Raw genomic sequence first — 15,468 nt, forward strand, 5'->3', positions numbered from 1 at the left:
AGATTTTTTCGTCAAACCATGAATGCGGTTGCAACTGAATCGAAAATAGAGGCACCAAATCGAAAGCGCGGTGCCTTTTTTGTCTTTCCTTGCTTTTTTACAATGGAGCTAAGAAGTACATCCTTTTAGAAAAGCAGGTGGAAATGATGACGACGACACAATCCGTTGAGCAATTGATCCAAGCCTTTTCAGGTACCCAATTACATACAAAGGGATGGGTGCAGGAAGCTGCGCTGCGCATGCTTTTGAACAACCTCAATCCCGATGTAGCGGAGCGTACAGAGGATCTGGTCGTATACGGCGGAATTGGCAAGGCGGCGCGGAACTGGGAATGCTTCGATGCAATTGTCAAAACATTGCAAACGTTGGAGAGCGATGAAACACTTCTCATCCAGTCTGGCAAGCCAGTTGCTGTATTCAAATCGCATACCGATGCGCCGCGTGTGCTGCTGGCAAACTCGAACCTGGTGCCTGCCTGGGCGAATTGGGAGCATTTCCACGAGCTGGACAAAAAGGGTTTGATGATGTACGGACAAATGACAGCGGGAAGCTGGATTTACATTGGCAGCCAGGGCATCGTACAAGGAACGTATGAGACCTTTGCAGAACTGGCACGCCAGCATTTTGAAGGAACGCTGACCGGAACCATTACCGTCACAGCAGGCTTGGGCGGCATGGGTGGGGCGCAACCGTTAGCCGTATCGCTCAATGGCGGTGTGAGCATCAATATCGAGGTGGACCCGACTCGTATCCAACGCAGACTGGACACAAAATACCTGGATGTGATGACAGAGAGTCTGGATGAAGCGATCCGTTTGGCGGAAGACGCGAAACGCGACAAAAAAGGCATTTCCATCGGTTTGTTGGGCAATGCACCCGAAGTGCTGAATGCCATGCTGGCTCGCGACTTTATCCCGGATGTGCTGACGGACCAGACCTCCTCGCATGATCCACTCAATGGCTACATTCCCATCGGTATGTCACTGGAGGAAGCAGCTGAACTGCGGGCGCGCGATCCGAAAGCATACGAATCTCGCGCAAAAGCAAGTATTGCTGAACACGTTCGCGCGATGCTCGCCATGCAGGAAAAAGGAGCAGTCACTTTCGACTATGGCAATAACATCAGGCAGGTGGCAAAAAACGAGGGTGTGGAGGACGCGTTCCGTTTCCCTGGCTTTGTGCCAGCCTACATCCGTCCGCAGTTTTGTGAGGGCAAGGGGCCGTTCCGTTGGGTAGCGCTATCCGGCGATCCGGAGGATATTTACAAGACAGACGAAGTCATCCTGCGCGAGTTTTCCTATAACACGCATCTGTGCAACTGGATTCGCATGGCACAGGAGCGCATTCAGTTCCAGGGACTGCCTTCCCGCATTTGCTGGTTAGGCTATGGCGAGCGTGCGCGTTTTGGTCAAATCATTAATGAGATGGTGGCGCGCGGCGAGCTATCGGCTCCTATCGTCATTGGGCGTGACCATCTGGACTCCGGTTCTGTTGCTTCGCCAAACCGTGAGACGGAAGCGATGAAGGATGGCAGCGATGCGGTTGCAGACTGGCCAATTCTCAATGCCATGATCAATGCAGTAGGCGGAGCGAGCTGGGTGTCTGTGCACCACGGAGGAGGCGTTGGCATGGGCTACTCCCTCCACGCCGGAATGGTCATCGTGGCTGACGGAACACCAGAAGCAGCACGTCGTCTGGAGCGTGTCCTCACGACCGATCCAGGCATGGGCATCGTCCGACATGTCGATGCAGGGTACGACCTCGCGATTCAAACAGCCAAGGAAAAAGGCGTCCACATTCCGATGATGAAGGAGTAAGAGCCATGACAAAACCTGTATGGATTCGCCATGCCAGTCAGCTTGCCACGCTGGCTGGCGGCTCCTCTTCCCCAGTAGTTGGAGCGCAAATGAACGAGTTGTCGATCATCGAGGACGGAAGCATCTGGCTGGAAGACGGCGTGATCCAGCGTGTGGGAACAGATGAAGAGCTGGCACTTCACTATCGAGATCGTGCGCATGAGGCGCAAATCATCGATGCTTCGGGCCAACTGGTCACGCCAGGGCTGATCGATCCTCATACACATTTGGTGCACGCGGGCAGTCGGCAAAACGAGTTTAATATGCGACTAAACGGTGCGACCTATATGGAGATTATGAACAATGGCGGTGGTATTCACTCGACCACTGCAGCGACCCGCGCAGCCACCCACGAAGAGCTGTTTGCCCAGAGTAAGCAGCGTCTTGACCAGTTTCTGTTGCATGGGGTCACAACCGTCGAGGCGAAAAGCGGATACGGCCTGACATTGGAAGATGAGCTGAAGCAGCTCGAGGTCGCCAAGCAGTTGCACGAAGCACATCCCATCGACATCGTTAGTACCTTTATGGGTGCACATGCGGTGCCGCGTGAATATAAGGAAAATCCGGATGCGTTTGTAGACGTGGTCATCGAGGAAATGATCCCGGAGGTTGCTCGTCGCAAGCTGGCTGTTTTTAACGATGTGTTTTGCGAAAGAGGTGTGTTCACCCCTGAGCAGTCCCGACGCATTCTCGAAGCTGGGGTCCGACATGGGCTGCTGCCGAAGATTCATGCGGACGAAATCGAACCGTATGAAGGGGCAGAGCTGGCAGCTTCGGTTGGGGCGGTATCTGCGGATCATTTGTTGCGTGCCTCCGACAAGGGGATTGAACAGATGGCAGAAGCGGGTGTCATCGCTGTGTTACTGCCCGGTACGGCGTTTTTCCTGATGGCTGAGTCAGCAAATGGCAGGAAAATGATTGATCGTGGCGTGGCTGTCGCGATTTCAACGGATTGCAATCCGGGCTCGTCTCCAACGGTTTCGCTCCCACTCATCATGAATCTTGGTTGCCTGAAAATGGGGATGACGCCAGCCGAGGTGCTGACAGCAGCTACCATCAATGCCGCTCACGCAATCCGCTGCGCGCATGAAGTCGGCAGCCTTGAGGTTGGGAAAAAAGCAGATGTCACGATTTTTGACGTTCCTGATTTCATGACCTTGCAATATCGGTATGGGATTAATCACGTAAACACGGTCATCAAAAACGGAACAATTGTCGTTGCTGGGGGCAGACTGGCGTAATACGAAAGAGAGCAAAAGAAAAACGGATAGAAGTGGGGGAGACCGGCTTGTCTTTAAAATGGGGGGACATGTATGGGAAATATTTCGAACAGCAATCTTGCACCTCATCCTGATCAGCAAGCCGTATCCACCACACATGCTTGGAAGTTTTTTGTTTTTAGCCTCATTGGTATTTTTGTCTTTTTTATTCCAGTTACCGTTAATGACACAAGCTCGATTATGCTCGATCACATCGTGACATGGGTTCGGCAAATCATGCCGGGTGTAATACCGATATATGCCTTGCTTGTGATTGTGCTTGGGGCCATTTATCCGTTTGTAACGGGCAGTTGGAAGCAGAGCAAATTAAATCTCGTCTTTTCTGCACTAAAAGTACTGGGTGTGCCTATCGCTCTGTTAATCTATTTTCAGGCGGGTCCAGCATGGCTGCTGGACAAGAATATGGGGCCATTTCTTTTTGAAAAGCTGGTGATTCCCGTAGGCATGGTGGTCCCGATCGGCTCCGTGTTCTTGGCGTTGCTGGTTGGCTACGGCCTTTTGGAATTTATCGGGGTACTGGTGCAACCGATCATGCGCCCGATTTGGAAAACACCAGGCCGCTCTGCGGTAGATGCGGTGGCTTCCTTTGTGGGAAGCTATTCGATCGGTCTTTTGATCACGAACCGGGTATTCAAAGAAGGCAAATATACGATTAAAGAAGCAGCCATTATTGCAACGGGCTTTTCCACCGTTTCTGCGACATTTATGATCGTCATCGCGAAAACATTGGATTTGATGAATTACTGGAATCTTTACTTCTGGGTGTCGCTCGTCGTGACGTTTCTCGTAACCGCAGTGACGGTTCGTATTTGGCCGCTGTCCAGCATGAGCGATGCGTATTATCAGGACAACGGCGATCCTGAAAAAGTAATCAAGGAAAAACGGCTGCGCCAGGCGTGGACGGAAGCAATGGATGCGGCGGGAAAAGCACTGCCGCTTAAACGAAACATTTGGGAGAACTTGCGGGATGGCTTTATTATGACCATGAGTATTCTTCCGTCCATTATGTCGGTCGGTTTGCTCGGGTTGGTGCTGGCTGAATTTACCCCTTTGTTTGACTGGTTGGGTTACTTGTTTTATCCGATTACATGGCTCTTGCAAATTCCAGAGCCGATGCTGGCTGCAAAAGCGTCAGCAATCGAAATTGCCGAAATGTTTTTGCCCGCACTATTAGTGGTAAAAGCGCCTCTGGTCACCAAGTTTGTCATTGCAGTTGTCTCAGTTTCTTCCATCCTGTTCTTTTCCGCGACGATTCCTTGCATTTTGTCTACCGAGATTCCGATTAGTATTCCAAAGCTTCTGGTGATTTGGGTAGAGCGTACGATCTTAACACTGCTGTTTGTTACCCCGTTAGCTTTCCTGCTCCTGCCATAATCATGAAAAGAGAATGGGCAAATATGGTATGATGGTGGCAGATTCGAACAAGCAGAGGAAAGAGGGGGAAGTCATGTCAGGATTCGGAATATTCCGGAATGTAATCACGTCAGAGCAGCAACTGCGCGAAATGGTAGGAGAGCCAAGTCGTCTCGTACAGAACAAGGCGATAACCCAGCTGGATAACCATAGCCGCAATTACATTGCCCAAGCGCCATTTCTCATCATTGCCACAGCAGACAAAGATGGCCATTGCGATGCTTCGCCACGCGGAGATGCGCCTGGCTTTGTGCATGTCATCGACGATCACCATCTCGTCATCCCTGAGCGCCCAGGAAACAAGCGAATGGACTCTATCACGAATATTTTGGTCAACCCGCATATTGGGCTTATCTTTTTGATTCCTACGCTAGAAGAGACATTTCGCGTGAACGGCAAGGCTTGCATTATTCGCGATGAAGAAATACTCGCGAAAATGGCGGTAAACGGGAAGGCGCCAACGCTCGGGATCGGCGTAAAGGTAGAGGAGTGCTTCGTCCACTGTGCGAAGGCATTTATGCGCTCCGGTCTATGGAAGCCAGAGACCTGGCCGGCAGAGGGGACCACTCCTAATGTCGCGCAAATGCTGGCGGATCATGTGAAGCTTCCAGGTGTGACGGCAAAAGAAGTGGCAGAGGGCTTGCAAGACAGCTATACGAATCGATTGTACTAATGTCAAAAGTGAAACGACAGCCATTTATTTAGCGTGGCTGTCGTTTTATCATGTTATTCGCGAACAGGATCATCTACCAGCCACCCTGCCCCGATTTCACCCCAGTAGTAACACTCCAACGAATACGATGGCATATTCGAATAACGGATGTGTTCCGGGATAATGAATGCAGGATTTACACCACCGGTTCCGCCTGTGGGTGTACCTCTGGTGATGCCGCGGAATATAACCTTGATATTATAGTTGGGCAGATTGGTCATGCTCCCCAATCTTTGAATAATCCTTTGCTTGAGATCGCCTAGTTCGGCAGCCGCCCGGTTTTCCATTTTGGTGTACGGCCAAGGATTTTCTGGATGATATTTTTGAATGACGATGACGTATTCATCATATTGATCGGTATCTCGTCGTTTATCCAATTGACCAATCGCCTCGTGAATACGTGCGTTAATTTGTAAATCATCATGGGAACTGATCGTCTTGATCTCCATTGCAACGCGTTTTTCCACGTGTAAAACATTTGAATTCTCCTCGTCTTCGTCCATCATGTCGACTCTCTCATCGTTGTCGTTTTCTTGCTCCTCCCAATAGCTGTAATCGATGTCAGGATCATTGTCCTTATCCTGACCGAAAAAAGGCGTGATTTCCTCTCCCAAAAGGCGCTGTGCCTCTTCAAGTTCTGTATAGTTCCCGCCTGTAACTGAAAAAATATCGGAAATTTTGGAATGCAGACTATAGCTGAAGCGCACTTTGTCATTGAAGGTTAAGTAGTCAACATTGTCAAAAAGTTCACTGACTGTGCCGTCATGCAAGTCATTGGTTTTATCCACATGCTTACCCCACATTCTTCGTGCATCTTTTAAAGCTTCATCCCAAGTGCCTTGGATAATGGGGGATGATACAGAACCAGAAGCATCCGTACCTGTACCATCCGTCGTGGTTCCTGCTGCTGCCAGTGACCCATAGTGATCAGCTTCCGATTCCAGAGCCGGATCATCATTGATGGGCAAGCTGGAATCAGGAACGTTCGCCTGTACCCGTCCTTGTCGTTGCTGGACCACATGTGTCAGCTCATGACCGAGTAGCTGTTGGCCGCTATGCGTCTCTGGCTGATACGTCCCCGGAGCAAAGTGAATGTCATTCCCTTGGGCGAAGGCAATAGCCCCGATTTGGGAGGCGACAGACGATTCTGGGTGAATTTGTACATCTGAAAAATCAGTGTGAAAAGCCTTTTCCATTTTTGCTTGGACGGAACCGGGGAGCGAGCGGCCGCTGCCGAAAGAGAAATTCTCCGATTTTTGCAGGGGAGTATTCGATAACATGCGCTGGACGGCCTGGTTGCCAAGAGTCTTTTGCAGCGAAAGGATGTGGGAAGAGTGACTCGCCTTTCTTTGGATCTGGCTCGGTTGGAGCATGGGCTTGGAGACAGGTGCTTTCGGTTTTTCCTGAATCGCATCCATAGACGACTTGCTAGATTCATAGCGTCGCATGATTACACCCCCTCTGCTTTTGACACGTCCAATTGAACGGGTTCCTTTTGCTGTGCCTGATAGAAATAGAGATACAGATACGGGTCGACCAAATAGCTCGTGATAGCGCCAGTACGGGTAGAGTATGTGGAGGATGTCTTGGGCAAAATGGCAGATTTGCTGTCGAGCTCGTTCCGATCTTCTTTGACAATCGAGATGACCTGTGGGTGATATACGTGAACGGCAGTGACAATCTGCTTGCCAGGGAGTCCTGGTGCTGGTTCAAGTGTAAAAGCCATGTTCATTTCACGATATGAAAGTTTTTGCGGCGATAAAGTGGTATCCTTTACTGGTGGAACTTCGGGCGCTTTTTGATCGGCAGGAGGAGGAACAGCACCCTCGGCTTCCTTCGGTGTGTCATCGTCGGGCTTGCCCATGATTTCCTCCAGCTTGCTCCGGGAGATGCCAATGAATCCTGGCAAATGAATGCGCCCCTCGCGAAAAAAACCTTTATATAGAGGTAAGCCTTCCTTGTCGTAGAGTACCCCGATGCCGTCGTAGGCACCTGCCCGAAATTGCCCTTGATACAACAGAGCGTCTTCGGCAGAACGAAGCTCTCCCGTTCCGTGATAATGCCCTTCGGCAAAGCCGCCTTTATACAGTGTTACGCCACTTGCATCTTTCAGCTCACCCTGCCCGTGATACACACCTAGCAAAAAATCACCTTGATAAACGATGCTGCCACTGGTGGAGAATTTGGTTCCGGCTCCATTGAAGTGCCCATTGCGAAAATGGCCTTCATACACGAGCTTGCCATCCCGATCAAAAAGACTCCCGGCCCCGTTGTATCTGCCATCCACAAATTGCCCTTTATACTGCACGAGCCCGTTTTCGTAGTAATCGGTACCTTCGCCGCCGTAGAAGCCATTGTCAAAAAGTCCGTCGTAGAGCAGCTTCCCATCCTTCGTAAAAAGTCGGCCTGCTCCGTTGTACACCCCGTTTTGAAAAGCACCTTCGTACTTGATTGCACCATTTGTGTACAATTCCTGACCGGCTCCATCCAGCTTCCCATTTTTGAAATCTCCCCGAAAAACAACTTGCTGGTTGTCGTTGTACAACGCTCCTTGACCAGCGTATACCCCATTGTCAAACCCGCCTTGATAGACGAGAACGCCTTTCCGGTATCCTTTGCCCAAGCCTTGCGGAGTGCCGCTTTTAAACTCGCCGCTGTAGAAAAGCTTGCCATTGTCATCATAGAGTTCGCCTTTTCCGTCATACAGACCATCCACGATCTGACCAGAATAGATCATCGTGCCTTCCGGGTTGTAGATGATCGCCAAACCCGTGTCGGAAATCTGTTGATTGGGAGTTTTTAAGTGAATGACGATGGGACGTTGCAAAAAGCGGTTAAGCGCATCGGGAGGATTGATGAACAGGAAGTAGGCCAGGACAAGGAGGAATAGTCCTGTCAAAATGAGAAAGCGTTTGGCGATGTAAAAACGGCCGATATGCACGTAATCGTTGAGTGAAGTTTCTTTTTTTGTGAATAATCCGGCAATGCCGTTCTTGATCCAATCGAGGGCTTGCTTGGGGAGGGCGGCTCCTTTTTTTATCCAATCCTGCCCCCATTTTTTGAGCGGATGGGTGAGCGGGTCGACAATCGTTTGTTCCGTTAGCTTTTGGAGTTGTTTGTCCATATCGTAACCTCCCTACTTGTCAGGGAACCTGAATCGTCGCTTGTCCGGGGTTCGTGATTGAAATGACGCCACCCCAGCTGCACATGAGCTTGGAGGTTTGATTGAGGGCAGGCATGTTGGCGACGAGAACAGTAGGGGAGCCAGGAACCCAAGGGGCGGCTGTGACAGGAACGCAGGGGACCGGAGTGAAAACGCCCAGCTTTGCCGCTGTGGCTGCTGCGACCTGAGGGTTGGACATCGTATTGCACATCCCGAATGGAAGGACGTTTACCATCGGTTTATTGTCCATGATGTTTGCAATCGGCATACTGGTTGTGACGCGATTCACCGGGAGCACCATAAGTGAACTGGGAGCAGCACCAAAGCTGCACTGTAGCATGGCTCCTCCGCAGACAAGTTGTCCCATGAAGCCAACTCCTTTTCATAAGTCATCTGGTAAGATATTGAAAATCAATCTGTATAGTAGTATAAATGTCAAATAGAGAAGATGTATAGCGAAATTTGTAATTTTTAGTATAATGTTGCTTGGTATCATTTTCGAAAATACGTTTTCGAGAGATGGGAGAACCGCAAACGATGGGAAATAACAAGAAGTATTCCTGGTTGACCGGATTGCTGATTGTATTTGTTGGGATCGGCTTGCTGCTCGCTTGGAACGTGAATAGAAGCGGGAAGCAGGACGAACCGTTTCAAGGGATCAACAGCATCGCGGTCAATAGTCAAAAGGATGTCGTCCTCATAACGGATGGACACCAAAAGCTGACTAGCCTGTACCCCGATCGGACGCTACGGTACCAGCAAGTCCTGGAGCAAAATCCAGAAGAAGGCTTGGAAAATTTCACAGAGGTAGCCATCGACGAAGAAGGATATGCGTACGTGCTGATTACAAAGCTCGACAGCTTTGGCTTGCGGACTGTATCCGAGAGAATCGTGCGAATGTCGCCAGAGGGAGAAATCGTACAAGTCGTGTATGAAGATTCATACGGAGCGAACAGCTCGTACAAGCGAATTGGCAAGGTACGCTCCCTGCAAGTTGCGAAAGATCGCCTTTATTTTTATGTGTATCAACATCCTGAAGTAATTGCCTATCAATTTGTACCCTCTGATTCACCCCCCACACAACTCTATCAAATCCAATTGCCTAATGAAGTGTACGTCAATGAAATCACAGGAGTAGACCCACGGCATACCTATGTCACTACTAAACGCGGAGAGTTTTTTCAGGTCGACGTTCCCCAGGGAAGCGGGGAAGCTCAAGTAAAAGGTCCGCTCTACATTCACTCTGAACGCTCGGAAACGAATCGTACCGTCCCCGATCATGTCAAAGTGGGGCCAGCAGGTCGTCTTCTTTTCTACAATTCTGATCAAAATGTCATTGAACGCTTCGATCCCGCACATCCAGATGAAATCGCCTTGATGGTGCCTTCCAAAACATTCGAGCAGATCAAGTCGAGCGATAGCAGTGCCTTAACGGCGTTTGCTATAACTCCCCAGTATGAGATCGTAGTCGCCACAGACAGTCAACTCGCCTTCCTGGATCAACAAGGAAAGGTGATGACCAAGCTCACGTCCCCGTCTGTATCCGGAGAAGACCGCTTGAAGGAATGGACCTGGTGGACAGGATTGGGTGTGGCAGTTCTCCTGTTTTGTGTCATTCAGTTTCTGTTGTTTCGCCTCTTCCGGATTCCGTTGATTATCAAGCAAACGATTGTGATCGCCCCACTCATTGTTGTCCCTGTATTTCTTCAACTGGAGGGAACGAAGCTGACCTTCTCGTTTATGGAGAAGGAAAATCAAACCGATCTTCGTCTCCAAGCCTATGTTATTTCTACACTGATCGAAGGGGACAGGCTGGATGGAATCAATGGAGCGATTGACTACATGAATGCGGACTATCAAGCTATACAGGCCAACCTGAAAAAACTGGAGGTTCCAGACGATGTGAATGTGAACAGGGGGTTATATAAAACGATTTACAAATACAAGGATGGCGAATTGTTTCTCATGATGGATGACAATGACAGCGCAGAAGTGTTTGAGAATGTGTCCATTGATGATGAGTTCCGCAGTGTGGTCATGAAACGGGAGATCGTCTCGGGTAAAGCCCAGGATCGGACAGGCTACTGGATGTACGCGATGGCCCCGATCTACAACTCCGCAGGCAAGCTATCCGGTGTGTTGGAGCTAGGCAGAGAAATGAACGGGGTCCGCATACAGCACAACGAAATGTCCCGTGAGCTCGGTCGTGGCGCTGCGCTGGTGTGGTCGATCTGTGCGAGTCTATTTTTCCTTTTCTCGTGGCTGACTTACCGAAACATCCGCAATCTGCAAACGAACGTCTCCGATATGGGAAAAGGCGACTACAGTGTGGTGGCCAGGGTTCGTTCCATGGATGAAATTCAAAAGCTGGCAGAAAGCTTCAACCAAATGGCAAAGCGCATTCGTCAGTACATTTCGAATATCACGAGGATGAGCGAGGCGAACAATCGCTTTGTGCCGCAGCAGTTTATCCATTTTCTCGGGAAGGAAAGCATACTCGACGTGGAGCTGGGTGATCAAGTGGAGCGGGAAATGGCCGTTATGCGGATGAGTCTGCAATCGTTTCATGCCATCTCTCATCGCCTGCAACCAGAGACGACCTTCCGTGTCATCAATGCGTTTCTCAAACGTTTTGCTCCGATTGTGAACGAGAATCAAGGGATGATTACCGAATATCTCGATCCCGGGGTGCTTGCTGTTTATCCAAAAGAGGCAAAAGACGCGTTGGATGCGGCGGTACAGATGCGCCGTACGTTAGCAGACTATAACGAGCAACGGGCGGAAAAAGGATACGATCCGATTGAGTTGCGAGTTGCTCTGCATCATGGTCCGCTGATGCTGGGGATTATTGGTGAGGCGACACGTCTGGAGGCTGCGATTATATCGGATCACGTCCGGGTGGTGGAGAAAATGGAAAAGATGGCGGAAACGCTCGGGGCCTGCATCCTGATGTCCGATTCGCTGTTTGCCAAGATGGGAGAGAGCACGCCGTATCGATATCGTGATTTAGGCTGGGTGCATATCGAGGGGGAGGCTCAGCCGATGCATTTGTACGACGTCTACGAGGGGGACGCTGAACAGATTCGTGCTCACAAGGATGAGACGAAGGATTTGTTTGAGCAAGCGATTGCGATGTATCAAAATGGGAGGTTTCACGATGCACGCTCCGCTTTTCTGTCCGTCATCAAGCAAAACCGCTGGGATCAGGCGGCGCGACAGTATTTCTACTTATGTGATGAATACGCACAAAAAGGGGCCGAGCGAGATTGGTCTGGCGAGTTGAAAATATCGTAGGAGCGGTGAAAAAGCGAAATGACGAGTCCCGAACCGAATCACAACCAGTGGAACTATTACGAAGAGATGCTTCGATGGCTGGATATTCATCTGATGCGCTTGCTGGCCGTGCGAGCACAGCAGGGGGATGATTATCCGCTCGATCAAATGAGGGGGGTGATTGTCACAGAGGAAGAAGTTGTGCAATTGCTCGAGGCAGCTCCGCCGGCAACGCTGCTATGGGAAGCTTTCGCAGAGCGGGTGGCAGCATGCGAGGAACGACTTCATGCCCTGCACATGCAAGAAGCGGGTAGCGTACCGATTTTGGCAGTGGCAGACGCTTTTTCACTCAACCCCTTCGAGCTGGGATGTTTATTTCTTTGCCTGGCAGTCGAGCTGGATCGGAAGTACGAAAAGCTGTTTGGCTACCTCCTCGATGATATTACATGCAAGTCACCTACTCCCGAATTGGCGATGCAGCTATTTTGCCGGACAGCGACCGAGAGAATAGAGGCCTGGACAGCGTTTGCGCAAAAAAGCAAGCTGGGCCGATTGCTGCTTTTTACCGAGGGGGACATGGGGGGCAGCGGCTCATGGCTTTCTCGGCCGTTAAAGCTGGATGAACGTATGCTGCACTTTTTGACGACAAGGGATGGAGGTGATGCCGGTCTGCCACCTTGGCTATCCTGGAGCTTGCCAGATCAAGAGCTGGAACCGTTGGTAGGAGAAAGTGCGATTCATTTGCAGGAGCGCTTTGACACATTATGGGAAACGGCAGGAGCAGATTCAGAGCGGATTCTCCTGCATTTGCATGGTCCGACTGGCGTTGGCAAAAGGCATCGAGTCAAGCATCTGTTTCATCGCGTCAGGAGACCAGTGCTGTTCGTCGATGCAGAGCGCTTGATCCACGAGGAAGCTTTTTCACGCAGATTCCAGCAGGTATTGCGGGAGGTGCAGCTGCGTCGGGGGGTGCTGTGCTTGCATCAGTTCGAGGTTTTTAAGACAGAAGAGGTCAAAACCGTTGGGCGAAAGCAACTGATGATGGATGAACTCGAAAGCTTTCTGGGCCCCATTGCCATTTTGGCGAAAAGTCAATGGAAGCCGGAAAACGCTCTGGGGAAGAGGATTTGGCTGGAAATGGAGGTGCCTGGTCCAGATGAAACGGAAAGGAGGCGATTATGGGAGAAGGGCCGTGCAGGCATGAGCTTTTCTCAAGAGATTGATGTAGGCGTTTTAGCCGGAAAATTCAAGCTGAATGCCGGGCAAATCAACCAGGCGCTGCAAAGAGCAAACGAGATGGCGATGCAGACGAAAGACGGGATCATTACGAAAACACATCTCCATGAAGCTTGCTTCCTGCAAATGAGGCATGCACTAGAAAAGCACGCCACGCGTTTGAGACCCAAATACAGCTGGGAAGAATTGATTTTGCCTGAGGAGCAACTGACTTTGTTGCGGAACGCCTGCAATCAGGTGACCTACCGAAATGTCGTTTTGGGAGAGTGGGGCTTTGGGCGAAAGCTCTCTTATGGCAAGGGCGTCAGCATGTTGTTTGCAGGTCCTCCGGGTACGGGCAAGACGATGTCGGCGGAAGTCGTGGCAAATGAACTAGGTTTGGAACTTTTTAAAATTGACTTGTCGCAGGTGATCAGCAAATACATTGGGGAGACGGAAAAAAACCTCCACCATATCTTCTCAGAAGCGAAGATCGGCAATGCCATCCTCTTCTTTGATGAAGCCGATGCCCTTTTTGGCAAGCGCTCAGAAGTGAAAGATTCGCATGACAAATACGCGAATGTGGAAACGGCCTACTTGCTGCAAAAGATGGAGGAGTACGAGGGGGTCTCCATTTTGGCGACGAATCTCTTGCAAAATTTTGACGAGGCTTTCATGCGCAGAATCAACTACGTGGTGAAGTTTCCTTTTCCCGAACCGGACTATCGCGAAGAAATATGGCGCAGCATGTTCCCGACCGATACGCCGCGAACTGCTGATATCGATTTTGAGTTTCTCGCGTCCAAGCTGCACATTGCTGGGGGAGGGATCAAAAATGTGGTTCTCGCTGCTTCCTTCTTGGCTGCATCGGAAGGCACGCCCGTTTCCATGAGCCATTTGATTGCGGCTGCGAAGCAGGAGTTAAAAAAGACGGGTAAGCTGCTATTGAAAGAGGATTTGGGGGAGTACGCCAACAGGTAGCGTGTCGAAGAAAGTGTATAATTTTACAAAATTAGATAAAAATTCATGTAAAACCATTAATTTGAATGTTATGATAAGTATATTCTGTCAAATAATGTCGAGGTGAGCGGGTATCAGTCAGTACACCGCCATTGCTGAAGTAGGAGAGACGCTGCTCGCTCTTTTGCGAAAAGAGATGACGCCGGAGCCAATTAGCCAACCCGAACTGATTGGTCTAAGCTCGCCTGCTCAGCCAGGAGATTTGGCCTTAGCCTTGTTTTTATACGAAATCCGGGAAAGTCAGGAGAGGCAGCACATGATGATCAGTGAAGGTACTGATCAGTTGCGATATCCCCCAATGACGGTCAATCTCTCCTACATATTGACCGCCCATTCCCCAGCGGAACAGCATACCCGCATGCTGGACGAGCACCGCATCCTCGGGCGTGCCATGCAGGTTCTCTACGACAACGCCATTTTGCGTGGCGATCAGCTTCAAGGCTCCCTTGCAAACATGGATACAGAGCTTCGTGTCGTCGTGGAGCAGCCTCCCGTTGATAAACTCATCCAACTCTTTCCGCATGTTCCGTACAAGCTATCCATCGGCTACTCGGTCGGGCCGGTTCATATCGATTCCACCCGAGTTCGTTCAACGAAGCGCGTGCTGGAACGGGATATTCGCATACGAGGGGAAGGTCATGGTTAATGGAGCAGCATTTCCAGGTGCGCATTCGTTCCGTCTTCTCGTATGCCGTCCGTCTGGTGGACATGTATACAAAAGGAGCTCCTTTTCGCTCGAGCTTGTCTGTTCGCTTGGCGAATCATCCACAAGTGCCCATAGAAAAAGGGGACGGATGGTATATCTTTACTGATTTGCCCGATGGGATTTACACACTCAACATAAGCAGCAGGGAGTATATGGATCGCTCCGTGACCTTCTCCGTGATCACCGGGAGCACAGCTTACTCCGAACGAATCGTTTACTTGCATCCGAGTCCAGCCTATCCATTCCGGTCAGGAGACTCCCTTGTTAGAGGGAGAGCCTGCGTGGCGGATGGTTCCCCAGCTGGCGGTGCCTGTGTGCAGGCTGTCATCTCGTATGAGCGAGATGCCCCGGTGAGATTGGCCGAGGATGCTGACAAAGAGGCCACGGAGCTAATCGTAGCCAGTAAAAAGGGCCAAGTCGATTTGGCTGACGCTTTTCTTCTCGAAACACCCACATGTAAAGGGACGATCATTCGTTTTGCAAGTCCCCCAAAAGGTCGGGTTTATCCCTTGACCGAACCTCTTTCTTTTGCCTACCCAAGAGGCACTGTCTTACTCCCACTGCTCGAAACGCACTGCGACGACAGAGGAGAATTCGTAGTTGCCCTTCCGTTGTTTCTGGAAAAAACTCATGCGCGTATGAAAATTGAAGTGCGGCGGGAAGAAGCCGCTGGTTTTGCCGAGCTTTCCATTCAAGCCGGTACGAACCAATCCATAGGTATCATCCAAATGAACAGACCTAAATAGGGTGATCCGGCAGTTGTTTGGCGTCGGTCCATGACATCCTGCTGCCTGATTATAGAGCAAGGCTCACGTATCAAAACGGCATTT

At 50.4% G+C, this 15,468-nt stretch carries 11 protein-coding genes; 8 read left to right on the forward strand and 3 right to left on the reverse strand.

The genetic code is table 11. From position 1 onward, the window contains the following. The first annotated feature begins 146 nt into the window (after positions 1-146). From hutU to KB186_RS13975, 4 genes are all read left to right on the forward strand, one after another. Entirely contained in the window at positions 147-1,817 is a 1,671-nt protein-coding gene (hutU, locus tag KB186_RS13960; RefSeq protein WP_173611005.1) for a urocanate hydratase, read from the forward strand. A gap of 5 nt (positions 1,818-1,822) precedes the next feature. After that, a complete protein-coding gene (gene hutI / locus KB186_RS13965) occupies positions 1,823-3,097 on the forward strand; it encodes an imidazolonepropionase (RefSeq protein ID WP_173610955.1) in 1,275 nt (424 codons plus the stop codon). Positions 3,098-3,169: 72 nt separating this feature from the next. Then, positions 3,170-4,510, forward strand: a complete 1,341-nt coding sequence (locus KB186_RS13970; RefSeq protein WP_173610956.1) for a YjiH family protein — start codon at positions 3,170-3,172, stop codon at positions 4,508-4,510. Positions 4,511-4,583: 73 nt separating this feature from the next. Beyond that, complete coding sequence (locus KB186_RS13975) at positions 4,584-5,222, forward strand: pyridoxamine 5'-phosphate oxidase family protein (RefSeq protein WP_173610957.1); 639 nt, start codon at positions 4,584-4,586, stop codon at positions 5,220-5,222. 53 nt (positions 5,223-5,275) lie between these two features. Here KB186_RS13975 and KB186_RS13980 read toward each other — a convergent pair whose 3' ends face one another. From KB186_RS13980 to KB186_RS13990, 3 genes are read right to left on the reverse strand one after another with little or no spacing between them, the layout of a single operon-like run. Continuing rightward, positions 5,276-6,709: an eCIS core domain-containing protein gene (locus KB186_RS13980; protein WP_232773821.1), complete on the reverse strand. Its 1,434-nt coding sequence runs from the start codon at positions 6,707-6,709 to the stop codon at positions 5,276-5,278. Between the two features lie 2 nt (positions 6,710-6,711). Then, positions 6,712-8,385: an MORN repeat-containing protein gene (locus KB186_RS13985; protein WP_232773822.1), complete on the reverse strand. Its 1,674-nt coding sequence runs from the start codon at positions 8,383-8,385 to the stop codon at positions 6,712-6,714. 19 nt (positions 8,386-8,404) lie between these two features. Beyond that, entirely contained in the window at positions 8,405-8,791 is a 387-nt protein-coding gene (locus KB186_RS13990; RefSeq protein WP_015892467.1) for a DUF4280 domain-containing protein, read from the reverse strand. Between the two features lie 170 nt (positions 8,792-8,961). On the opposite strand from KB186_RS13990, the gene KB186_RS13995 reads away from it, so the two are divergent. From KB186_RS13995 to KB186_RS14010, 4 genes are all read left to right on the forward strand, one after another. After that, on the forward strand, positions 8,962-11,718 hold the full coding sequence (locus KB186_RS13995) for an adenylate/guanylate cyclase domain-containing protein (protein WP_232773823.1): 2,757 nt from the start codon (positions 8,962-8,964) through the stop codon (positions 11,716-11,718). Between the two features lie 18 nt (positions 11,719-11,736). Further along, positions 11,737-13,893: an ATP-binding protein gene (locus KB186_RS14000; RefSeq protein ID WP_232773824.1), complete on the forward strand. Its 2,157-nt coding sequence runs from the start codon at positions 11,737-11,739 to the stop codon at positions 13,891-13,893. 130 nt (positions 13,894-14,023) lie between these two features. Further along, a complete protein-coding gene (locus KB186_RS14005) occupies positions 14,024-14,578 on the forward strand; it encodes a Pvc16 family protein (protein WP_258183171.1) in 555 nt (184 codons plus the stop codon). Next, entirely contained in the window at positions 14,578-15,384 is an 807-nt protein-coding gene (locus tag KB186_RS14010; RefSeq protein ID WP_221868140.1) for a hypothetical protein, read from the forward strand. The genes KB186_RS14005 and KB186_RS14010 overlap by 1 nt, the downstream gene beginning before the upstream one ends. Positions 15,385-15,468: the final 84 nt, after the last annotated feature.

Origin of the sequence: Brevibacillus sp. AF8 (genome assembly GCF_021270385.1) — a bacterium.
Taxonomy (GTDB): domain Bacteria; phylum Bacillota; class Bacilli; order Brevibacillales; family Brevibacillaceae; genus Brevibacillus.